The following is a 23,237-nucleotide window of genomic DNA, read 5'->3' on the forward strand; positions in this document are numbered from 1 at the left end:
AGTCGACATACTACTACCATCAATACTACACTTTAACAAGGCCAAAAAATTAATAAAAACCGATACTTTTGGAGGAAATTTGAATTCTAAGTGATAGTTGGATAAAATGGTTAAACACACATGGAAAGTGTGTCCATTTGTGAGAATTATCTAACTATTATATAACAATACAGTAACAGCCCATTTTTTTTACGTAAGATGTAGTAAAATAGAAAGTGGGTACTAAAAGGAGATCAAAGATGAAGAATGAACAACTAATCGCAGAAGCTAAAATAGCAAGAGATAGAGCTTATGTACCCTACTCCAAGTTCGGTGTCGGGGCGGCCCTGTTGACAGAAGACGGGAAAGTATACCATGGCTGCAACATTGAAAATGCCGCTTACAGCATGTGCAACTGTGCTGAGAGGACAGCGCTATTTAAAGCCTACTCAGAAGGAGACAAGAAGTATACAAAAATGGCAGTGGTTGCCGATACCAACCGTCCCGTACCTCCCTGCGGAGCATGCAGGCAAGTGATATCAGAACTGTGCTCCCCTGATATGATAGTGGTTTTAAGTAATCTAAAAGGGGATATACAGGAGTTAACAGTAGCAGAAATATTGCCAGGAGCATTTTCACCGGAGGATTTAAATGAGTAATCAGGATCAACAAGTATACAAGTCAGGTTTTATATCTATCATTGGCAGACCAAACGTTGGAAAATCCACTTTCCTTAACAGAGTAATCGGACAGAAGATTGCCATTATGAGCGACAAACCTCAAACGACACGGAATAAAGTCCAAGGGGTTTATACAACAAATGATTCGCAGATGATTTTCATCGACACACCAGGAATTCATAAGCCGAAGCATAAGCTGGGGGATTTCATGATGAAAATTGCCCAGAATACTCTTCAGGAAGTAGACATTGTGTTGTTCATGATTAATGCGGAAGAGGGATACGGCCGCGGAGACGAATTTATTATCGAGAAGCTTAAAGGTGTTAAGACGCCCGTATTTCTGGTATTGAACAAAATCGACCAGCTTCATCCAGATGACATCCTGCCGCTTATAGAACAATACAATGCCCTGCATGATTTTGCAGCCGTTGTTCCGATTTCCGCTCTCGAAGGGAATAACGTCGAGACCCTGGTCTCGGTGATACGCAAAGAACTGCCGGAAGGTCCTCAATATTATCCTGCAGACCAGGTGACGGACCACCCTGAACGATTTATCGTCTCAGAGCTCATCCGTGAAAAGGCTCTGCATCTGACTAGGGAAGAAATTCCACACTCGCTTGCTGTGGTCATCGAAAAGATTTCTACAAGAGGCGACGGTAATGTCATTGATGTAATGGCCACGATTGTAGTGGAAAGGGATTCCCAAAAAGGAATCGTTATCGGAAAACAGGGTGGAATGCTGAAAGAGATCGGAAAGCGGGCAAGAGTCGATATTGAAAATCTTCTTGGTTCCAAGGTCTATCTTGAACTTTGGGTGAAGGTTCAGAAAGATTGGCGCAATAAGTTGTCGAACCTCCGTGACTTTGGTTTTAATGACGACTATTAAAAAGTAAAATGATGGAAAACTTACAATATTTACGTCTCATGTTTTTTCTTCTGAAGGTCAATCTAATAACACAAGGCAAGTGGCTAGTTTAAAACATGAAAGGCGGGGTTTTTATGTTGGACTTTACCTGGAAGGTATTTTCGCAAACAGGTAGTATAGACACATATTTACTTTTCAAAGAACTTGAGTCAACGGATGACGAAGGGATTCTTGAATTTGATGAAGAACTAGCGGAGATGGACCATCCTATCTCTTAAGCCGTAAACCAATGGCTGTTAAGAAAGTGCGGCCAATAATGTGGAGTGTCTTATATTGAGGAATATTTGATTGATTACCTGGGCTGTCACCCGACCCTTCTAAAGTAATCGGGAGGTGGCTGTATGCTGCAGAAATGTGAAGGCATTGTCATTAGGACAAATAATTATGGTGAATCGAATAAAATAGTAACGATCTATTCCAGAGAGAATGGGAAGCTGGGGGTAATGGCTAGGGGTGCAAAGAAAACAAACAGCCGATTATCTTCAGTCTCCCAACTTTTTACATATGGGTATTTTTTGTTCCAGAAGAGCAGCGGACTTGGTACACTTCAGCAGGCAGAAACCATTACCTCCATGCGGCATATCAGGGAGGACCTTTTTAAAACAGCCTACGCCACTTATGTAGTCGAACTTTTAGACAAAGGCACAGAAGAACGAAAACCAAACCCTTTTCTGTTTGAGATGCTCTTCCAGACGCTTACGTACATCAATGAAGAGTATGACCCTGATATCGTCACCCACATCTTTGAAATGAAAATGCTCCCTGTTTTAGGACTCTATCCCTCATTGGACAAGTGTGCTGTTTGCGGCAAAACCGAAGGGGAATTTTCATTTTCATTTAAAGAAAACGGGATTATATGCCATAGGTGTTTGGAGGGTGATCCAAATCATTTCAAAGTTTCTTCCCAAACCATCAAACTGCTGAGGCTGTTTTACCATTTTGACATGAACCGTTTGGGAAAGATATCATTGAAGGATTCAACCAAAGAAGAATTAAAGAAGATCATCCGAACCTATTACGATGAAAATTCAGGGCTTTTTCTTAAGTCCAGAAAATTCCTTGATCAGATGGATAGAATGAAGGATCTATTGTGACAAAGTTGACGGCAGACGCTGTCAGCTTTTTAATTTTCAGGATATATTTCAGCGTAAGCGGAGATTCAATTGAAGGCCTGTGTCAGAAAGATGATCCTGAGTTCTTGAGAGAGTGGCAGCAAAAAGGGAAAATTAATCGCAAAGATGAAGTCGATCGCAACGGGAGCGCGGTACATCAACACAAGAATACGCAAAGATGATGTCCTTCTAATCGGGAGCGGGGGACATCATAACAAAAGAACCAGAAGATGATGTACTCGTACCGGGAGCGGAGTATATCATAAAAAAACCTGGCCATTATATGTCTAGCACCACTGCCGAAGCCACATGTTCAAATAGAAGTCTCAACAAACAAAAAAGCGTGCCGGCACAGTCTGCGAGGACTGTACCGGCACGCTTAGTTTATTTCAAATTAAAATTGAACCTTCTCCTGAAGGAACCCTTTTACTTCGCTGATCGGCATGCGGACCTGATCCATGGAGTCGCGGTCACGGACTGTCACCTGGCCGTCTTCCACAGAATCAAAATCAAAAGTAATGCAGAATGGAGTGCCGATTTCATCTTGTCTTCTGTAGCGTTTACCGATTGATGCTGTTTCATCAAAATCAATCATCAAGTCTTTGGATAACTCCTCATACACTTTAAAAGCATCATCAGAAAGCTTTTTAGAGAGCGGAAGGACGGCTGCTTTAAATGGAGCAAGAGCCGGGTGGAAACGAAGTACCGTTCTTGTTTCCTTTTCAAGTTCTTCTTCCTCATAAGCATCGCATAGGTAAGCAAGTGTTACACGGTCGGCCCCCAATGATGGTTCTATGCAATAAGGAACAAACTTCTCATTTGTTTGAGGGTCCATGTAGTGGAAGTCCTCGTTAGAATGTTCCATATGGCGTTTAAGGTCAAAGTCGGTACGGTCTGAAATTCCCCAAAGTTCGCCCCAGCCAAATGGGAACTTATACTCAATATCTGTAGTCGCATTGCTGTAATGAGATAATTCGTCATCATCATGATCACGCAGTCTCATATTATCTTCTTTCATGCCAAGAGCCAAAAGCCAGTTCTTACAAAACTCTCTCCAATAAGAGTGCCATTCAAGATCCTCGCCTGGTTTGCAGAAGAATTCCAATTCCATTTGTTCAAATTCACGTGTACGGAAAGTAAAGTTACCCGGGGTAATCTCGTTCCGGAAGCTTTTTCCAATCTGCCCGATTCCGAATGGAACTTTTTTACGCATCGAGCGCTGAACATTCTTGAAGTTGACGAAAATACCTTGAGCTGTCTCTGGTCGAAGGAAAATTTCATTTGTTGATGACTCCGTTACTCCCTGGTGTGTTTTAAACATTAGGTTGAACTGGCGGATTTCAGTGAAATCACGGCTTCCGCAGTCAGGGCAGGCAATTTCATATTCATCAATAATTTCTGCCATTCTTTCAAATGGAAGTCCGTCAACGATCATTTCGACTCCTTTTTCTTCAAGGGCGTTCTCGATGATTTTATCTGCACGATGGCGGGTTTTGCAATTTTTACAATCAATCATAGGGTCATTAAAGTTTCCAACGTGTCCCGAAGCTACCCAGGTTTGCGGGTTCATGAGGATGGAAGCATCCAGTCCGACATTGTAAGGTGATTCCTGAATGAATTTTTTCCACCAAGCTTTTTTGATGTTATTCTTGAGTTCGACTCCAAGCGGTCCATAATCCCAAGTGTTGGCAAGCCCTCCGTATATTTCAGAGCCGGGGAAAACAAATCCTCTGTGTTTTGCTAAATTTACGATTTCTTCCATTGCCATTTCCTAAACAACTCCTTTGAATTTTTAGCTCTTGATTCAGGATTATTTATTTCAAGATAAGAAACAACATTCTACTAAATAGAGCAGGGTTAAAAAATAAAATAAAAAAAGCACGTCTCCAGGCAATAATGCCTAGGGACGAGCTTTAGCCCGCGGTTCCACCCTAGTTGATATACGTTGGTATATCCACTTTCGTTTTAAGATGCTCAGGAATGCCGCTTCCTTGTATTCCGGGCTTCCACCACCTCCGGATCGCTTTTTGCACAAGTACTTATAGTCCCGTCACTGCATCAGTCATTATTAAGTTGGTTCCAAGAAAGCATCCTTAGAAAGATGGAATAATTTTATCACTTTCTATAAGAATATACAACAATTCAGTAAAGATACAAAATAATTGCAGTGTTCAGGTTAAAAAGCTAACCTATGGGAAGGCATGCAAATAAAAGGTGTACAAGCCTAGTATGTGCTATAATAAAACCTTTCACAAAGAAAACACTAGATTTTCTATTTTGTGTTAACTTCTGTTGCTAAGATACATAAGAAGCATGTTTAGTTAGTTTTATAAGAAGTCTTTCTTTTCTTTTTTCTTAATAGTATATAATATTTAGTATAAAGTATAACACTTATTTTATACATTTGTCCGTTAGGTGGTGAGCAAGATGGAACTAAATAATCGGCAGGAGTATATTCTGCAAATTGTAAAAGATAACGGCCCGATAACAGGAGAGCAGATTGCTGAGAGGCTTAATCTGACCCGCGCAACACTACGGCCGGACTTAGCCATATTGACTATGGCAGGCTATTTGGATGCAAGGCCGCGTGTAGGTTATTTTTATTCAGGAAAGACCGGCACACAGCTCTTGACCGAAAACCTGAAAAAAATATTAGTCAGGAATTATCAATCCATTCCGGTTGTTGTGAATGAGAATGTTTCAGTATATGATGCAATAGTGACAATGTTCCTTGAAGATGTCGGAACTTTATTCGTTATAGATGAAAAAAACCATCTGGTTGGTGTCCTATCTCGAAAGGATCTTTTGCGGGCGAGTATCGGCAAACAGGAACTGACCTCCATTCCGGTGAATATCATCATGACAAGGATGCCCAATATCACAACATGTGAAAAAGAGGATTTATTAATCGATGTAGCCAAAAGCCTGATCGATAAACAAATCGATGCGGTGCCGGTGGTCAATAAGACTGAAAACGGAGAAATGGAAGTAACGGGGAGAATCACAAAAACCAATATTACCAAAGCGTTTGTTGCTTTGGCTGAGGATATATAAGTATTAATTCTGGGTGGTGAAGATTTTGAAAGAACCGTACATTTATGTAGTATCAGATTCAGTAGGAGAAACCGCAGAACTTGTGACCAAGGCTGCAATCAGTCAGTTTGACGGCTCTAATACAGTCATCAAGCGTTTCCCATATGTAGAAGACACTTCTCATCTTGATGAAGTTCTTTCATTGGCCAAATTGAATAATGGACTGATTGTCTATACTTTGGTGAAGCCAGACATGAGAAGGTATCTAAAGGAGGAAGCGGAAAGAGAGCAATTATATGCTTTTGATATCATGGGTCCCCTGATGGATACTTATCAGGAAAAATATGATAAAGTCCCTTCAAATGAACCGGGGGTTGTTCGAAAGCTCGATGCTGATTATTTTAAAAAGGTCGAAGCAATTGAGTTTGCAGTAAAATATGACGATGGAAGAGATCCCAGAGGACTTTTGAGGGCTGATATTGTTTTGATTGGTGTATCAAGAACCTCCAAGACTCCTTTATCTCAATACCTGGCTCTTAAAAGGCTGAAGGTTGCGAACGTACCATTAGTTCCAGAAGTTGACCCGCCTGAAGAACTGTTTAAAGTGCATCCTTCTAAGTGCTTCGGACTGAAAGCTGCACCAGAAAAACTGAACAGCATAAGAAGGGAACGCTTAAAGTCACTTGGGCTTAACGACCAGGCAAGTTATGCAAACCTCGATAGAATTCAGCAGGAAATTGAATACTTCGAAAAAATCGTAGATAAAATTGGCTGCCATGTAGTGGATGTATCAAATAAAGCAGTTGAAGAAACGGCCAATATCATCATCAATGAAATTCAGAAGTCAAACTAAGGATGCCATTCCAGGATGTCATCCTTTTTCTAATTGGCCAATGTTCAACTGGCAGTGCATAAAAATAAAGTGAATGATTGAGGAATATGGAAGCTATAGAAAAAATATATTGTAAACGGGGTTTTTAGTAGTCAAATGCACGAAGATATACTATAATAAAAAATTGTGATAAAAATATATTCGAAAATAGGTTTAGACTCATGTATAAACGAATAAACTAATTATTGGGTTATGTCAAGTTATTAATGAAGAAAAAAATCGACAAAATGCATTCTTTAGAAGGAACGGCGTGAAAGTTGTCAGATGAAGAAGGATATTTTGAGGTGATGTAGAATAGGTAATAATAGCAATTGTGAAGCTGCAGTCTATGTGGATGCCGATGCATGTCCGGTTAAAGAAGAAATTACAGGCATCTCTGAAGAACGCGGGATGAGGGTCATCTTCATAGCATCCAACGCCCATAGGAAGACGAATCCCGACCAAGGGGAATGGGTGTATGTAGATTCTTCAAAAGAGGCAGCGGATCTCTATATCATGAATCATATAAAAAAAGGGGATATACTTGTAACCCAGGACATTGGACTGGCGAGCATTGTATTGCCAAAAGGCGTTTATGCAATTTCTCCGAGGGGAAAAGAGTTTAGAGAAGAAACCATTTCAACGGCTTTGGATTTCCGTTACCTCTCCGCGAAAGAAAGGCGGAAAGGAAAGTATGGAAAGGGTCCAAAACCGTTTACTACTGAAGACAGAGAAAGGTTTGTCTTTGTATTCAAGAAAATTTTGTCGAATTATGCAGGAGATCAATAGAATTTATCGAATGCATTAATTAAGTAAAAAAATAATCAGGTGATGTGTTTGTGACAGGGAGAATTCCTGAAGAAAAAGTTAATGAGATTCGTCAGTCAGTTGATATAGTGGATGTCGTGAGCGATTATGTGCAGCTGAAGAAACAGGGAAGAAATTACTTCGGCCTTTGCCCGTTTCACGGAGAAAGCACACCATCTTTTTCTGTTTCCCCTGATAAACAGATCTTTCACTGCTTTGGCTGCGGTGCAGGCGGGAATGCCTATACTTTCCTTATGGATATAGACGGTATTTCATTCCAGGAAGCGGTTGTGAAGCTTGCCGATAAAACCGGGCATGAGCTTACAGTTGATGTCAGCAAGGCTGAAACGACAGCCAGCAAAGCAGAAGAAAAGATGATTGAAGCACATGAACTATTAAGTAAATTCTATCATCATTTGCTTGTAAATACAAAAGAGGGCCAGGATGCACTTGAATACCTTCTTGAGAGGGGATTTACCCGCGAAAGCATCGATAAATTCCAAATCGGCTGGAGTCTTCCAAGCTGGGAATTCACCGTTAATTTTTTGAATAAAAGGGGCTACTCGCCTGAATTGATGGCAGATGCGGGACTGCTGGTCAAAAAAGAATCGGAAGAACAGTATTTTGACCGGTTCAGGGGAAGGATCATGTTCCCTATCCACGATCAGAGAGGGAAAACGATTGCGTTTTCCGGCAGGGCGATGGGCGGCGAGGAACCTAAATACCTTAACAGCCCTGAAACTGTCATATTCAATAAGAGTTCTGTACTTTATAATTTCCACAATGCACGCCCTGTAATAAGGAGGAAGAGCCAGGCCATACTTTTCGAAGGTTTCGCGGATGTAATTTCTGCTGACAGGGCAGGTGTGGAAAACGGCATTGCATCTATGGGAACCTCACTGACTCCAAAGCATATGCAAATGCTGAAGAGGGTAACCGACTCTATCGTTATCTGTTATGATGGCGACAAAGCCGGATTGGAAGCTGCCTTCCGGGCTGCCAAGATGCTCAATGAAGAACAATTCAATCTAAGGATTGCAATGGTTCCTGAAAAGCTCGATCCCGATGACTACATCAAAAAGTATAATGCAGATAAATTCCAAAATGATGTAATAGGGGCAAGCTTAACTTTTATGGCGTTCAAACTTGTTTATTTCCGGCAAGGAAAAAACCTGAATGATGAAGGAGATAGGCTTCAGTATATAGAAGAAGTATTAAAGGAAATCAGTTCACTTCAGAATCATATTGAACGCGATTACTACTTAAGGCAGCTGGCAGATGAATTTTCTCTTTCTCTGCAGGCGCTGCAACAGCAGCAAAAACAGGTCTATTTCTCTAATAAGAAATCAGACAAAAGGGATCAAAGGAAGAGCGAATTTGTGCAGCCCATGCCGCACAAAGCAGAAGCCAAGCTGTTCCCTGCATATCACACGGCCGAAAGACGACTGATTGCCCATATGATGAAAAATCCTGATATCTGCTTTAAAGTCCAGGACCTCTTGGGAGGCAGCTCATTCAACCTTGATGAGCATCAAGCAATCATTACCTATTTATTCGGTTATTATGAAGAGGGAAATGAAGCTGATTCCAGTGGATTTATTCAATTCCTGCCGGACAGCAGGCTCAGGAGGGTCGTCTCTGAAATCGGTATGATGTCCATTTCGGACGAGTGCAGTGAACAGGAATTAATTGATTATGTTAATCAGGTGTTAAAACATCAAAAGATGTTGACAATAAAAGAAAAACAGACAGCTCAAAAAGAAGCCGAAAGACAAAAAGATTATAACAAAGCTGCCCTTATTGCAATGGAGATTGTGCAGCTTAGAAAATCGTTATAAAGCGGGATTAAATGCAAGGAAGTTGGAAGGAGGGGAACATATGGCTGAAAAGTCAGCGCGTTCCAAAGAGGTAGAGTCAGAAGTCACAGTAGACCAGGTGAAAGAACAGTTAATGGAGCTCGGAAAAAAACGGGGCGTATTAACATATGAAGATATTGCAGAAAAATTGGCTAATTTTGAACTGGAATCCGATACTATGGATGAGTTCTATGAACAACTGGGTGAACAGGGAGTAGAAATCATCAATGAAAATGAGGAAGATGATGACCCGAATATCCAGCAGTTGAACAAAGCTGGTGACGAAGAATTCGATCTAAATGATTTAAGTGTTCCTCCAGGAGTAAAAATTAACGATCCTGTCCGGATGTACCTGAAGGAAATCGGCAGAGTGGACCTTTTATCAGCACAAGAAGAAATTTCTTTGGCAAACCGTATCGAAGAGGGCGACGAGGAAGCGAAACGCCGTCTTGCCGAAGCCAACTTGCGATTGGTTGTAAGTATTGCAAAGAGGTATGTAGGACGCGGAATGCTGTTTCTTGACCTGATCCAGGAAGGTAATATGGGCCTGATCAAAGCGGTTGAAAAATTTGATTACCGAAAAGGATTTAAATTCAGTACGTATGCCACATGGTGGATCCGCCAAGCGATTACACGCGCGATAGCCGATCAAGCAAGAACCATACGTATTCCAGTACACATGGTGGAAACAATAAACAAGCTTATCAGAGTACAGCGCCAGCTGCTTCAGGACTTGGGCCGTGAACCGTCACCTGAAGAAATAGCTGAAGAAATGGACTTGACTCCTGAAAAAGTAAGGGAAATCCTTAAAATCGCCCAGGAACCAGTATCTCTTGAAACGCCTATCGGTGAAGAAGACGATTCACACCTTGGGGACTTTATTGAAGATGCAGAAGCTCAATCCCCTTCCGAACATGCTGCATATGAACTCCTTAAAGAACAACTGGAGGACGTTCTGGATACTCTTACAGACAGGGAAGAGAATGTCCTAAGACTTCGCTTTGGCCTGGATGATGGACGCACCAGGACTCTTGAGGAAGTTGGTAAAGTTTTCGGTGTAACGAGAGAACGTATTCGCCAGATTGAAGCAAAAGCATTGAGAAAGCTGCGCCACCCGAGCCGGAGTAAGCGTTTGAAAGATTTCTTGGAATAAAAGATGATTTCTATATAGATTACTTTCCTATGGGAGAGTAATCTTTTTTTGTTTCACTAATTACCTTATCAATAAAAGGCAGTTTTCGTATGGATTGGTGTTTTTGAAAAGAATTCAAAGAGCAGATTTTTCCTTAGGAAACAATGGTTCATCCCTGAACGAGGTAAGCAGTTCTTATCTTTCAGGCTTTACCAAGGGATTGCCGGTAAGATCTAACCTTATTCTTCGAAATTAGTTTACGAAAAGAGGCTGATAAAAAAGGATTACCGGGTGCTTATGGCGAAAAATAAAGTACGGGATGTGGAACCATGAATACTAAAAATCAAAAAACAAACATAATCATAAGCGAAATTCTTTTCTGGAAACAAAATAAGATGCTTCCGGAGCAATATTGTGACTACTTACTCGCACTTTATAACCAGGGAAATGAGGTGGAAGAAAATGTGACTGAAAAGTCAAAATTCTCATTCGTTTCCTTTACAGCAATCCTGATCATTGCATTGATTCCTATTTCATTATTTGTCATTTATTTTACTGAATTGTCATTCGTTTTGCAAACAGCGATTTTGACGGGTTTTGTCGTCATATTAATTTTTGCGGGAATTTATTATTCTAATAAAGAGATAATGAGTTCAATCATCTATATCACCGTTGCATTGATCATGCTGCTGCAAAGCATTCATATTGCTGAAGCTTTTTTTCAGGGAGACAAACTGATTACATATTTCCTCTTGTTTTTTAATTGTATTGCCTGGATAGTGTGCGGCAGTTATTTGAAACTTCTTTATTTCACTTTGGGAGGAACAATAGGGATTGTTCTTCTGGTTGTATCTATTGTAATATAATATCGCAATTTTAAAAAGTTTTTAAAAGTTGAGAAAATTATGCCAAACCTTTTATAATGAAGAGTGTAAGCGTATGCAAAATTTTTTACAGCATGGGCATTCTGTTTCGGTTCAGTGATCATTAAATAAAAATCACGGCAGTAGAGATGGATGTTTGCATTATATAAGGGGGATGGACATGAATTTTGATTTGACTTCTGAACAAAAAATGATTCAAAAAACTATTCGGGATTTTGCCAGGGAAGAAGTTGCACCTGGGGCAATCGAGAGGGATCGCACTAAAGAATTTCCTAAAGAAATATTTCAAAAATTGGCCGGCCTGGGGATGATGGGGCTGCCGTTTTCAGAAGAATATGGCGGAGCAGGCGGAGATACAGTAAGCTTTGCCATTGTGACACAAGAATTGAGCAAAGCATGCGCTTCCACAGGAATTACCTATTCAGCGCACATTTCTTTAGGCGGTGCGCCGATCAGTATGTTTGGCACGGAAGAACAAAAACATAAATACCTTACACCAATTTGTACCGGAGAGTCTTTTGGAGCCTTTGGCCTTACTGAACCAAATGCAGGGTCTGATGCAGGAGGGACACAGACGGCCGCTGTTAAAGAGGGAAATGAATTTGTCATTAATGGCAATAAGAGTTTCATCACCAATGCCAGCTATGCAAAGAACCTTGCTCTGACAGCCATAACAGACCGCAAAGTGGACGGCAGCAAAGAAATCAGCGCTATCATCGTGCCAACAGATGCAGAGGGGTTCACAGTTGTAGATAATTACGAAAAGATGGGGCTGAATGCCTCCAACACAACTGAGCTTGTCCTTGAGAATGTCAGGGTCCCTGAAGAAAATCTGCTTGGGAAAAAAGGTGAAGGCTTCAAACAGTTCCTGGCAACCCTGGACGGGGGCGTATAGGCATTGGGGCGATGGCACTTGGTATAGCCGAAGCAGCCTTTGAAAAAGCACTTCAGTATTCCAAGGAGAGAAAACAATTCGGAAAGTCACTATCAAAATTCCAGGTTACTCAATTCAAACTTGCTGACATGGCTATGAAGATTGAGTTGGCCAAAAATATGATTTATAAAGCAGCTTGGCTTAAGGATCAAGGCAGGCCATTCGCCAAAGAAGCTTCAATGTGTAAGCTGTATGCTTCTGAAATCGCTATGGAGGTGGCAGATGAAGCCATCCAGATACATGGGGGCTATGGTTACATGAAGGAGTATGAAGTGGAACGCTATATGCGTGACGCCAAACTGCTTGAAATCGGTGAAGGAACTTCCGAAGTGCAGAGAATGGTTATTTCACGACTGATTGGATGTTGATGGTGGATGGGGTGGAGCCTGGAATTTTTATTCCGGGCTTTCTTTTTTAAAGACTGTATTCGTAATGATTGTTGCTTCAGGAAAAGAATCCCCCTGGATACTAATGGGTTGAGTTTTCGAGTGCAAAATTAACTATTACTCATTAAAAGGAGTGTCAAATCTCCTTGATTTTGACACTCCTTTTTTCTTTATTTAGCGGTATTTTTGCTGATTAACCTGTTCAATTGGTATTACAAAATGCACCCTAAATAGCAAATGACAGAACTTTTTGGTCTTCAAAATTTGAGGAACAATTTCCTAAACACTTTCAATCCCAATATTAATCTAAAGGAGAGTAGTTAATTATAAAAAATCCAGCACTAATCTAATTTGATTGGAACGGAAGGTGTGTGACCTCCTGCGGGACTAGCGGTCGTCTACTTCCAGCACCTACCCCTCGGGGTCAAATAACCCCGAGAGATAAAAAGGAAGACCGCCTTTTTTTCTCTTGAGAACATTTGCCTGTCGGGGCTGACCAAGGTGCTTCCACTTTTGAAGACAGGTGAGACCCCGCAGAGTCACGAACCTGGAGTGGAAATCAATAGACATTGTTTTTTTGTGCGAATTACTCAGCCATTTCTTTGACTAATTATAAGCTTGTACTTCAAAACATAACCCGCTCTTCTCTTTCTTGCTAAACAGGCAATCTAAAGGTGATTATATCGATATTTTGTGGGATTTATATAAATTTGCAGCAAAGTTTAATAATCAGCGAAGTCAGGATTCGTTTCATACAGCACACAATATCTTAATCAGATAATCGATGCAGCTGGAAGGGGGTTTCATCTTCCCCGCCGCAAAATCAATTTGGATAATAGCCATGTGACCAAATACGCTTGAAGGATGATGGCTTCCCTTTTTTATAAAAGTGTCTAATTTGCGACAAACGTCGAAAAAGTACTGCGTAGGACTTTCACTTTCGATCTATTTAAAGTAAAATAAATATTGTTTATAATAAACACAACCTATACTATCAACTGTTACATAAGGGAGGTTAATTTATGAATCGCAATCCGATTATTCCATTCATTCTAATTATGGTTTTTGGAATCGGCCTTGTTTTCTTTATGTCTTTAGAAGGATTGAATAACTCTGAAGAGATGGCAGAAGAACACGGTGAAGGGTCCGAAGAGACTGAAGAGGGCGGTACAGCTGACGGAGGCGAGTTCGATCCTGAAGCTCACTATGAGAAAGCATGTATGTCTTGTCACGGCGGAAGCTATGAAGGTGGAGCAGGTCCAGCCCTTACTGGTGTCGGCGACCGTTACTCTCAGGAAGAAATTGTCGAAATCCTTAAAAACGGTAAAGGCAGCGGTATGCCAGCCGGCCTAGTACCAGGAAACGAAGAAGCCATGGCTGAATGGTTAATGTCTTTATAATTGTCTGAAAAGTCCTTTGCATATGCAAAGGACTTTTTTTTGAGGGGAAACTTGGTTAGAATGAGAAGCGTAAAGTGTACGGATATACTTTTATAATCGTTTATAAACCAAATACATACTAAAAGGTGAAAATATGAATGCAGAAAAATTATCGAAAAGATTAGAGACTGTTGTTTCGTTTATCCTTGAGGGCTCCAGAATTGCCGATATCGGCTCTGATCATGCTTACTTGCCTTGTTACGCGGTGGACAAGAACATCGCGGTTTCCGGGGTAGCAGGGGAGGTTGCGGAGGGACCCTATCAATCCGCGGTCAAGCAGGTGAAATATTCACAGCTGGAAGACGCCATCTCCGTCCGAAAAGGAGATGGTCTTGAAGTCATCCAGCCTAATGAAACAGATTGCATAACGATTGCCGGGATGGGCGGCGCCTTAATAGCAAGTATCCTTGAAAAAGGAAAGGATAAGCTGGAGGGAGTCAGCCGTCTGATTCTCCAACCTAATGTGGGTTCTGTTTCCATCAGGAAGTGGCTGTTGGAAAATGGATGGGAGCTGAAGGCTGAACGGATTTTGGAAGAAGATGACAAGATTTATGAAGTCCTTGCTGCAGACAGAGGAAATCCTGAAGAGCCCTATACGGATATGGATAGTGAATTGCTGCTGGGCCCATTTTTAACAAAAGAGAAAAGTGCCGTCTTTAAACGCAAGTGGGAGAACGAATTAAAGCAATGGAAGATAATAATAGACAAAATGGAAGAGGCTGAAGATTCTCCCCAATTGAGAGAGAGAAAAGCTGGAATTCAGAAAAAATAGACATTGTTGAGGAGGTATTGCATGAAAACCGTTAACGGTCATGAAATCATCTCACTATTCGAGACACTTGCACCAAAAGAGCTTGCTGAAGAGGGAGATAAAATCGGACTGCAGATAGGAAGGCTTAACCAAAAAACAGATAAAGTAATGATTACCTTGGATGTCCTCGAAGAAGTGGTGGATGAAGCCATTGAAAAAGGTGTTCAATTAATTATTGCCCATCATCCTCCCTTGTTTAGATCCTTGAAATCCATTCGAACAGACACGGTACAAGGCAGGATGATTGAAAAGCTGATCAAAAATGACATTTCTGTTTATGCTGCCCATACCAACCTTGATGTAGCAAAGGGCGGCGTCAATGATTTGTTAACAGAGGCTCTTGGATTGAAGGATACTAAGTTATTGCTTCCAACCTACCAAGAGAAGTTGAAGAAGCTCGCAGTATTCGTGCCTGAAGAGGACGCTGAAAAAGTCAGAAAAGCACTCGGAGATGCCGGAGCGGGCCATATAGGAAACTACAGCCACTGCACCTTTTCGAGTCCGGGGACAGGCAGATTTCTGCCTGGAGAAGGCACGGATCCTCATATAGGGGAAAGAGGAAAATTGGCGGAAGCTTCTGAAGTGAGAGTGGAAACCATCTATCCAGAAAAATTGGAAAAGAAAGTGTTGAAAGCCCTTATAAAAAGCCATCCTTACGAAGAAGCGGCCTATGATATTATCCCGATTGATAATGAGGGTGAGACTCTTGGCCTTGGCAGAGTGGGAACTCTGTCCTCACCATTGTCTCTGAAAGAGTTTGCGGAGTATGTAAAGGAAAAGCTCGATGTGGGTAATGTCAGGGTAACAGGTTCTTTGACGGACTCTATTCAAAAAGTTGCGGTATTGGGCGGAGATGGCAATAAATTCATCCATAATGCCAAATACAGTGGGGCGGATGTGTTTGTCACGGGAGATTTATATTACCATACTGCGCATGATGCCATGATGATTGGACTCAACGTGGTGGATGCAGGTCATCATATTGAAAAAGTCATGAAAGAAGGAGTTGCCCGGTGGATGACAGAGAACAGCCGGGAAAGAGGAATGGACGTGGAATATCTGGTTTCTGAGGTGAACACCAATCCATTTACATTTATATAACTCGTGAAAGCAAGCAAAGAAGGCATTCATAAAGAATGCCTTCTTTGCTTGCTTATGAAATTAAAATTTCAACCTCTGAGGATAACTGTTAATCCGCGTCCAGCTTCAGCAGCCCCTCGGGGTCAAATAACTCGAAAAGAGTAAAAGAGAAGGGCGCCTTTTTCCTCTCCGGAGCAATTTCATGTGGAAGCTGGACAAGGTGCTTCCGTTAAAAAAACCTGGCTGCGTCAATGTCACGGAGAGCTTTAAGATTGGTATAAAAATCTCACTTCAGGATAGGGTAAAGTTGGTTTCCCGACCAATCCATTTCGGCATAGAATGATGTCTGTCCTGGGAAAGACCTGAACAATCCTGCCAGTTATATCTAAAATAGGCGGAAGATTTCCGGTTAAGCTCTGGAATAGAATTCGATTTGGTTTAATAAGCGGAAATATTCCGCTTAAGTATAGTAAAAGGGATAATTTTAGCATCTTTTAATCCAATAAGGGAATTATTCCGTTTATTTTAGCTGTTTTTAGGGTTCTTTTCTTAAATAAGCGGAATTTCTCCCCTTATTTCTAAAAAACTTGTAAGGAGACCATTCAGTGTGCCTTTTAGACTGAGGCCGGTAAAAGAGTCTTTCAGCACGAAAGAAAAGAGTCTGGGACAAAACCTTAATAAAAGGCTCTCTTCGCAAAGATTGTGGCTGAGTAAAAAGAATGGATTTCCGCTCCAGGTGCACGACTCCGCGGGGCGGGCGCTGAGCCTCCTCGGCTTCATAAAAAGCGGAAGCGGCCGTTCAGCACCGTACGGATTGTAGGGCTCCTGCATGAGATAAAGGAATCACGAAGAGCGAAAGCGATTCGATGTTCATTTCCTTGTGAGTAAGAATAAACTCTAAACTAAAATAGATTAATCACCGAAAAAGTCCAGGACCCGACTTTTTCTTATAACCACTTTAAAGCTAGTGAGGAAATGAACTAGATGACTTATCGCAAGGAAGGAGACCGAAATCCGCTAGGTGCTGGCCGCTGGAACTAGACGACCGCTAGTCCCGCAGGAGGCCGCACACCTTCCGCTCCAATCCCCCTGCGATCAGGAACTGGCGGATACTCTAATCTAAAAAGTAACATCTTTAAGGTAAGAGCCTAATAACAAAAATGAACCGCATGAGATCAAGTATGTAACCTTGATCTCATGCGGTTTTATTTTCGATGATTTCTACTTGCAACAATTAGTTTTCTACTTTTGTCCCAGCCTCTTTAAATTCTTATTCCACTGCCGTCTTTGGTTTTTAACTTTGGGAAGTATTTTGTTCAAAGGCACTTTTTTCTCTCTTGTCCATGTTTCTTCTTTTTCCGTGTCGAACTGGCTGATGAAGTTCATTACTTCCTTGACGATAGGGGTAGGTGTGGAAGCACCCGCTGTAACTGCAACAAGTTCAGCATCCTTTATCCAGTCAATTTCCAGCTCGCTGATATCCGCGATACGATATGCTTTAGTACCGGCAATTTCTTCTGATACCTGGGCAAGACGGTTGGAGTTATTGCTTTTTGGATCTCCCACCACAATCAATACATCCGCTTCACCGGCTTGTTCAGCTACCGCCTCTTGACGCACTTGAGTCGCCAGGCAGATTTCCTTGTGGACTTCTACATAAGGGTACTTCTCTTTTACTTTTTCCATGACGTGGGATACGTCCCATTGGCTCATGGTGGTTTGATTTGTAACGATGATTTTTTTATTCGTGATTTTTAACTCTTCTACATCATCCATCGTTTCTACCAGGTGGACAATCCCTGGAGCTACACCAACAGCTCCTTCAGGCTCCGGATGGCCTTTTTTTCCGATGTAGATGACATCAAAGCCTTCTGCTTCCTTAGCTCTGATCAAATCGTGCGTCCTTGTTACATCAGGGCACGTAGCATCGAGTGTGACAAGTCCTTTATCTTTTGCCAATTGTTTCACTTCCGGGGATACACCATGTGCAGTAAAGATGACGGTGCCCTCTGTCACTTGATCCAAAATTTCCTTGCGGTTGTTTCCATCCAAGGTAATGATGCCTTCTTCCTCGAATGCATCCGTTACATGTTTGTTGTGGACGATCATTCCAAGGATATAGATCGGTCTTGGCAGCGATTTATCTAAAGCGGCGTTGCGGGCAATGACCATCGCATCAACGACGCCGTAACAATAGCCTCTCGGCGTGATTTTTTTAACATTCATATCTAAAATCCTCCTGAATATAAAGTCGGACTGGTTTCTTGTACCTACAGGTTCATTATAAAGTAGATTCATGTCGATGACAAAGAATCTTTTCCCAAGTAAGGCTCTACGGGGTTTACGGTCGATCAGAGGAGACTGAATCCGGCTTTCATGTGGAGTTCAACATAAGTCAGGAGGGAGGGCAGGAATACACCAAGCCGTTTGATATCAGGCTGTTTTTGGCTTTCGGTTAAATCCTAAGAGCGGAACTCTCCCGTTAAACTACTGCTCCTAAAAATTTTTGAAATTCATATGAAGTTTACCAAAAGAGCCTTATACAAAGAAAGAGCCCTCATCCCATTGGTGAGAGCGCTGGCAGGCTATACATATAATTTTGGTTTGGAATTTCCGTTGCTGGCGGAATGGTTGGTCCTTCCTGCCTGCTTCGCGGGTTTTCTTTTGGTTTTTTCTTGGCGGGAATGGAATCTGCTTGAATTTCATCCTTTACATCTTTTATATCTTCAGTAATTTCTTCTGTATCTGCAGATTCTTCTTCGGTGGATTCAGCAGCACTCAATCCCCGGTAGAGCTTCCACATTGCAGGGAGATTTTTAACAAGGGGACCATACTGCCGAACCTGTTGTATCATGGGACCCATTTGCTGGGCACCCCTAAGTACCTGTTGTGTATTGTTGAGAAATCCGTTGAGTGAGCCTGGGTTCATTATATTCTTCAAGAATGAACCTCCTGCAGCTGGCGTGGAACGTTGAAATCCTGCAGTGCCTTGAAGAGGATTGAACTGGCTGGCTGCTGTTTGGGAGGCACCCCCCTGTTTAAAAATTTTGCTAGCAATCCCCCGGATTTCTGGCCGGCAGAACGAGGAATGTTCCCTTGCATTCCTCCTGGTCCCATCATACCGAATCCTGACGGGCCGGGTCCTCTCATTCCCCTCATTTGCTGAAAAGGCTGCTGTCTGAAGGAGTTTGGATTAAATGGCATTTGCTGTCTTGGCCGCATAATCGGCCTCCTTTCTGATTACGCTCATAAGGTCTCTTAATACAGTATGCAGATTGGGTGAAAAGGTCTAAGGAAAGAGCGGAAAAAATAATAAATATGTGAATCTGCTAGAAGTTTTAAAAATTGTTTATTATAATGAAGAGATGAAATTTTGTCTGAGAAGAATTGATTTGTAAAATTATGCAGCTTTATTTTGAATCTGTGTCAAAAAACGGTATTGTTATATAGAGAGACTGTTTTATGCATGGATGTTGTTTTCGTATTGTAAATGCTCAAAATGCCTTCGTGCTTGTGTTCCATAAGCGGAAAGTCTACGGAAGAATCTGTATGAATACCAAAGCGAGAAATCTAAGATAATCTCTTCAAAATATATCAAGTTACATTTAAGGAGTGACGAAATGGGAAATCAATTTCAACAGTATGATTTTCAGGCGTTTATCAATGAGGCCATTGAACGCCTGGGATTTTATGAACCGACAGAAATACAGAAAAAGATGATTCCTCTGATCAATCGGGGGGAAAGTGCAATCGGACAGTCGCAAACAGGAACAGGAAAGACACATTCTTATTTGCTTCCAATCTTGAACAAATTGGATAAAGACTCTCAAGAGGTACAAGCTGTGATTACGGCACCGACACGGGAACTTGCTCAGCAGATTTATCAGGAAATACTGAAGATAACCGATGAAGAGGGAATTACCTCACGCTGCTATATTGGCGGAACGGATAAACAGCGTATGATCGACAAGCTAAAAACACAGCCTCAAATTGTGGTAGGAACGCCGGGGAGAATCAACGACCTTGTAAAAGCAGGGGCGCTGCATGTACATAAAGCAGCCACGCTGGTCGTAGATGAAGCGGACTTGATGCTCGACATGGGTTTCATCTATGATGTCGATCAAATTGCAGGGAGAATGCCTGAAAAGCTTCAGATCCTGGTATTTTCCGCTACAATTCCTGAAAAGTTAAAGCCTTTCTTAAAGAAATACATGGAGAATCCGCAGTACGCCCATGTGGAACCTGAGCATATATCTGCGAAGAATATCAAGCATATCCTTCTTTCAAGAAAAAGCCGGAAAAAAGAAGAACTGCTTTATAATGTGCTTTCCTCACTTAATCCATATTTGGCAATTGTGTTCACCAATACAAAAGCGAAAGCGGATGAAGTGGCAGATTTTCTGCTTGGCAAGGGAATGAAAGTTGGCAGAATCCACGGCGATCTTTCTCCCCGTGAAAGAAAGAAAGTGATGAAACAGGTCCGTGCCTTGGAGTATCAGTATATTGTTGCAACAGATCTTGCCGCAAGAGGAATTGATATTGAGGGAGTAAGCCACATCATAAATTATGAAATTCCGGGAGAACTGGATTTTTACATTCACAGGACAGGAAGAACGGCAAGGGCAGGTTCTTCAGGGGTTGCTGTAACGATTTATGAACCATCAGATGAAGATGCTTTGAATCATTTGGAGAAAATGGGGATTACCTTTGAAAACCAAGACCTTATCCGCGGAGAGTGGGTTGAACTTGCGGATAGAAACAAACGTAAGAACCGTAAGAAGACAGAAGACAGTGCGGACCAGAAGGCTAAATCGCTTGTCCGTAAGCCAAGTAAGGTGAAACCTGGATACAAAAAGAAAATGAAATATAAGATGGATCAAATCAAGAAACGCGAAAGAAGAGTAAAGAGACGGAATAATTCCTGATTGAAAGAGTGAATGCAAGGGAGTGGGATACAAATGGTAAAATTAGGTTCGCACGTTTCCATGAGCGGAAAGAAAATGCTGCTTGGTTCAAGTGAGGAAGCAGCATCATACGGTGCTAACACGTTCATGATCTACACAGGTGCCCCTCAAAATACTAGAAGAAAGAAAATAGAAGACCTGAACATCGAAAATGGACTTCTCCACATGAAGGAAAATGGAATAACGGATATTGTGGTCCATGCACCTTATATCATCAATATTGGGAATACAACCAATCCTGCAACCTTCGAGCTTGGGGTGAATTTCTTAAGATCGGAAATTGAGAGGACTGAAGCCCTTGGTGCAAGGCAAATCGTTTTACATCCTGGTGCACATGTTGGTGCAGGAAGCGAAGCCGGCATCAAGAAAATCATTGAAGGACTGAATGAAGTGCTCGTCAAGGATCAGCAAGTCCAGATTGCTCTCGAAACTATGGCGGGGAAAGGCTCTGAATGCGGAAGGTCCTTCGAAGAACTTGCCATGATCATAGATGGGGTAGAGCATAATGACAGGTTGTCAATCTGTTTTGATACCTGCCATACCCACGATGCAGGTTATGATATTGTCAATGATTTTGATGGCGTCCTGGATGAGTTTGACCGAATCGTCGGTATTGACCGTCTAAAGGTTCTTCATATCAATGATAGTAAGAACACATGCGGAGCAGCAAAGGACAGGCACGAGAATATCGGCTTTGGTCAAATCGGCTTCGAAGCGTTATCTAAAATTGTCCATCATCCTCAATTGGAGGAAGTACCAAAAATACTTGAAACACCATTTGTAGGTGAAGATAAAAAAATAAAAAAGCTCCATATAAATTTGAAATACAAATGCTTAAAAATAAAACCTGGGATGAAGATCTTCTGCAAAAGATCCAGGGTTCATAAAGAAAAAAGGGGCTTCTCTATTAGAGAGGCCCCGCTGATTTTTCAGTTCACAAACTTGGTGAATATCTTATTGACATCCTTGGCAGTGGACGGTCCGGCAATCTTGGCTATCTCCTTGATTACTTTGCTTCGCTGGGCATCGTCGAAAATATTAATGTTCTTGCCTCTTAGATAGGCGGCTATCTTTTCTGCCTGTACGGGATTGATCTTCACACTGAATTGCTTCCCATAACTTAATAAATCGTCACCGGTTATGGTATTGATCTTATGGTTTATCACACTCTGCAATAACTTCATCGGCCATCACTCCTCTTAGGATACATATGAGCGGGACATGATGTTTGTGACAAAAAATGTGATTAAGGCTTGGTCTATTTTACATACTTAGCAATATCACTGGAAGGGGAAGAGAATGGCACAGCGCACACACAAAAAAGAAAGTGTTTTCCATTTGATATACCGGTTCTTCTTTATCATATTAGGAGCCGGCCTTGCAGCAATTTCCATTGAACTTTTTTAGTTCCAAACAATATCATCGATGGGGGAGTCATTGGCGTATCCTTGATTCTCGACTACCTGCTTTCCGGCATACCCTTCGTCAACTTCGCAACATTACTGGTGATTCTCAACCTTCCATTTATGTACTCTGGTTATAAACAAATCGGTAAAACGTTTGTGGTTTCCTCATTGGTTGGCATAGTCGCTTTAGCTGTCATAGAAAGTTTTCTCCATAATATCGAACCATTCGTTACGGAGGAGATCCTGGCAACTGTATTTGGCGGGTTGACGCTCGGTGTGGGAGTAGGTTTGGTCATTCGACATGGAGGATCATTGGATGGAACGGAAATCCTTGGAATTCTTCTGACGAAAAAGCTGCCGTTTTCGGTGGGTGAATTCGTGATGTTCATAAATATATTTATTTTTGGATGGGCAGCATTTGTATTTGGAATCGAGGAAGCGATGTATTCTGTCATGACCTATTACATTGCTTTCAAAACGATAGATACGGTTATTCAGGGAATGGATGAGACCAAAGCCGTCATCATTGTGTCTGACTATTATACCGAGGTGTCAGATGCCATTCTGCAAAGGCTTGGCAGGGGCACAACCATGCTGAAAGGCCGAGGCGGCTACACGGACAATGATAAGGAAGTCATTTATGTGGTAGTAACCAGGCTGGAAGTCATGAAGCTCAAGGGGATAGTGTCCGATGTCGATACCAATGCCTTTATCACCATCATGAGCACCCAGGAAACCAAAGGGGCAAGGTTCAAATCGGCCATTCATTAGGGGCTGAGCTTCGGTATTGACGGCAATAGAGGGTATTTAAAAGGGATTAAGGTGGAAACCGAAAGATCTGCGTTTGTGCAGGTCTTTTATATTGATCTGTTTGCCCATTGCCGGCCAGAGTACTAACTCATGCTGACAGGGATAGCCGTTTAGGAAGTGTCTGACGG

At 41.8% G+C, this 23,237-nt stretch carries 19 protein-coding genes and 4 pseudogenes; 18 read left to right on the forward strand and 5 right to left on the reverse strand.

Features of this window, described 5'->3' with window-relative positions:
- The first annotated feature begins 239 nt into the window (after positions 1-239).
- The 5 genes from B9Z54_RS05690 (at position 240) to B9Z54_RS05710 (ending at position 2,878) form a co-directional block, all read left to right on the forward strand.
- On the forward strand, positions 240-638 hold the full coding sequence (locus B9Z54_RS05690; protein WP_113927513.1) for a cytidine deaminase: 399 nt from the start codon (positions 240-242) through the stop codon (positions 636-638).
- Positions 631-1,545, forward strand: coding sequence for a GTPase Era (era, locus tag B9Z54_RS05695; protein ID WP_113927514.1), 915 nt, complete (start codon positions 631-633; stop codon positions 1,543-1,545). Before B9Z54_RS05690 ends, era begins: the two co-directional genes overlap by 8 nt.
- 113 nt (positions 1,546-1,658) lie before the next feature.
- Positions 1,659-1,802, forward strand: coding sequence for a YqzL family protein (locus tag B9Z54_RS05700; protein WP_113927515.1), 144 nt, complete (start codon positions 1,659-1,661; stop codon positions 1,800-1,802).
- A gap of 123 nt (positions 1,803-1,925) precedes the next feature.
- A complete protein-coding gene (gene recO / locus B9Z54_RS05705) occupies positions 1,926-2,678 on the forward strand; it encodes a DNA repair protein RecO (protein ID WP_113927516.1) in 753 nt (250 codons plus the stop codon).
- Complete coding sequence (locus tag B9Z54_RS05710; protein WP_113927517.1) at positions 2,675-2,878, forward strand: hypothetical protein; 204 nt, start codon at positions 2,675-2,677, stop codon at positions 2,876-2,878. Before recO ends, B9Z54_RS05710 begins: the two co-directional genes overlap by 4 nt.
- Positions 2,879-3,090: 212 nt before the next feature.
- Here B9Z54_RS05710 and B9Z54_RS05715 read toward each other — a convergent pair whose 3' ends face one another.
- Complete coding sequence (locus B9Z54_RS05715; RefSeq protein ID WP_113927518.1) at positions 3,091-4,464, reverse strand: glycine--tRNA ligase; 1,374 nt, start codon at positions 4,462-4,464, stop codon at positions 3,091-3,093.
- Positions 4,465-5,123: 659 nt separating this feature from the next.
- Here B9Z54_RS05715 and ccpN point away from each other — a divergent pair.
- The 10 genes and pseudogenes from ccpN (at position 5,124) to B9Z54_RS05770 (ending at position 15,950) form a co-directional block, all read left to right on the forward strand.
- The gene (gene ccpN / locus B9Z54_RS05720) at positions 5,124-5,750 is read left to right on the forward strand and encodes a transcriptional regulator CcpN (RefSeq protein ID WP_275887785.1); all 627 of its coding nucleotides are present in this window, start codon (positions 5,124-5,126) and stop codon (positions 5,748-5,750) included.
- Between the two features lie 22 nt (positions 5,751-5,772).
- Complete coding sequence (locus tag B9Z54_RS05725; RefSeq protein WP_113927562.1) at positions 5,773-6,582, forward strand: pyruvate, water dikinase regulatory protein; 810 nt, start codon at positions 5,773-5,775, stop codon at positions 6,580-6,582.
- Between the two features lie 369 nt (positions 6,583-6,951).
- Positions 6,952-7,389 carry a YaiI/YqxD family protein gene (locus tag B9Z54_RS05730; protein ID WP_113927520.1) on the forward strand — a complete coding sequence of 146 codons (438 nt, stop codon included), beginning with the start codon at positions 6,952-6,954 and terminating at the stop codon, positions 7,387-7,389.
- Positions 7,390-7,439: 50 nt separating this feature from the next.
- Positions 7,440-9,245, forward strand: a complete 1,806-nt coding sequence (dnaG, locus tag B9Z54_RS05735) for a DNA primase (RefSeq protein ID WP_113927521.1) — start codon at positions 7,440-7,442, stop codon at positions 9,243-9,245.
- 40 nt (positions 9,246-9,285) lie between these two features.
- A complete protein-coding gene (gene rpoD / locus B9Z54_RS05740) occupies positions 9,286-10,416 on the forward strand; it encodes an RNA polymerase sigma factor RpoD (RefSeq protein ID WP_113927522.1) in 1,131 nt (376 codons plus the stop codon).
- A gap of 308 nt (positions 10,417-10,724) precedes the next feature.
- The gene (locus tag B9Z54_RS05745; RefSeq protein ID WP_113927523.1) at positions 10,725-11,261 is read left to right on the forward strand and encodes a hypothetical protein; all 537 of its coding nucleotides are present in this window, start codon (positions 10,725-10,727) and stop codon (positions 11,259-11,261) included.
- 178 nt (positions 11,262-11,439) lie between these two features.
- Positions 11,440-12,581: pseudogene (locus B9Z54_RS05750) on the forward strand (acyl-CoA dehydrogenase family protein).
- A 1,040-nt stretch (positions 12,582-13,621) separates the two neighbouring features.
- Positions 13,622-13,999, forward strand: coding sequence for a cytochrome c550 (gene cccA / locus B9Z54_RS05760; RefSeq protein ID WP_113927524.1), 378 nt, complete (start codon positions 13,622-13,624; stop codon positions 13,997-13,999).
- A 133-nt stretch (positions 14,000-14,132) separates the two neighbouring features.
- A pseudogene (locus B9Z54_RS05765) lies at positions 14,133-14,845 on the forward strand (tRNA (adenine(22)-N(1))-methyltransferase).
- The gene (locus B9Z54_RS05770; protein WP_113927526.1) at positions 14,832-15,950 is read left to right on the forward strand and encodes a Nif3-like dinuclear metal center hexameric protein; all 1,119 of its coding nucleotides are present in this window, start codon (positions 14,832-14,834) and stop codon (positions 15,948-15,950) included. Before B9Z54_RS05765 ends, B9Z54_RS05770 begins: the two are co-directional and overlap by 14 nt.
- Positions 15,951-17,171: 1,221 nt before the next feature.
- Here the strand turns inward: B9Z54_RS05770 and B9Z54_RS05780 are convergent.
- The 3 genes from B9Z54_RS05780 to B9Z54_RS25545 form a co-directional block, all read right to left on the reverse strand.
- Complete coding sequence (locus B9Z54_RS05780; protein ID WP_113927528.1) at positions 17,172-18,155, reverse strand: 4-hydroxy-3-methylbut-2-enyl diphosphate reductase; 984 nt, start codon at positions 18,153-18,155, stop codon at positions 17,172-17,174.
- 331 nt (positions 18,156-18,486) lie between these two features.
- Positions 18,487-18,975 (reverse strand): YqfQ family protein, encoded by a 489-nt coding sequence (locus tag B9Z54_RS05785; RefSeq protein WP_240189817.1) that lies wholly within the window; start codon positions 18,973-18,975, stop codon positions 18,487-18,489.
- On the reverse strand, positions 18,867-19,151 hold the full coding sequence (locus B9Z54_RS25545; RefSeq protein ID WP_240189814.1) for a hypothetical protein: 285 nt from the start codon (positions 19,149-19,151) through the stop codon (positions 18,867-18,869). Before B9Z54_RS25545 ends, B9Z54_RS05785 begins: the two co-directional genes overlap by 109 nt.
- Positions 19,152-19,549: 398 nt before the next feature.
- On the opposite strand from B9Z54_RS25545, the gene B9Z54_RS05790 reads away from it, so the two are divergent.
- The gene (locus tag B9Z54_RS05790) at positions 19,550-20,854 is read left to right on the forward strand and encodes a DEAD/DEAH box helicase (RefSeq protein ID WP_113927530.1); all 1,305 of its coding nucleotides are present in this window, start codon (positions 19,550-19,552) and stop codon (positions 20,852-20,854) included.
- Positions 20,855-20,887: 33 nt separating this feature from the next.
- Positions 20,888-21,780: pseudogene (locus tag B9Z54_RS05795) on the forward strand (deoxyribonuclease IV).
- A gap of 42 nt (positions 21,781-21,822) precedes the next feature.
- Here the strand turns inward: B9Z54_RS05795 and B9Z54_RS05800 are convergent.
- Complete coding sequence (locus B9Z54_RS05800) at positions 21,823-22,077, reverse strand: DUF2624 domain-containing protein (RefSeq protein WP_113927531.1); 255 nt, start codon at positions 22,075-22,077, stop codon at positions 21,823-21,825.
- Between the two features lie 115 nt (positions 22,078-22,192).
- On the opposite strand from B9Z54_RS05800, the pseudogene B9Z54_RS05805 reads away from it, so the two are divergent.
- Positions 22,193-23,070, forward strand: a pseudogene (locus tag B9Z54_RS05805) (YitT family protein).
- Positions 23,071-23,237: the final 167 nt, after the last annotated feature.

Origin of the sequence: Bacillus sp. P14.5, from assembly GCF_003316765.1 — a bacterium.
GTDB lineage: Bacteria > Bacillota > Bacilli > Bacillales > Bacillaceae_B > Rossellomorea.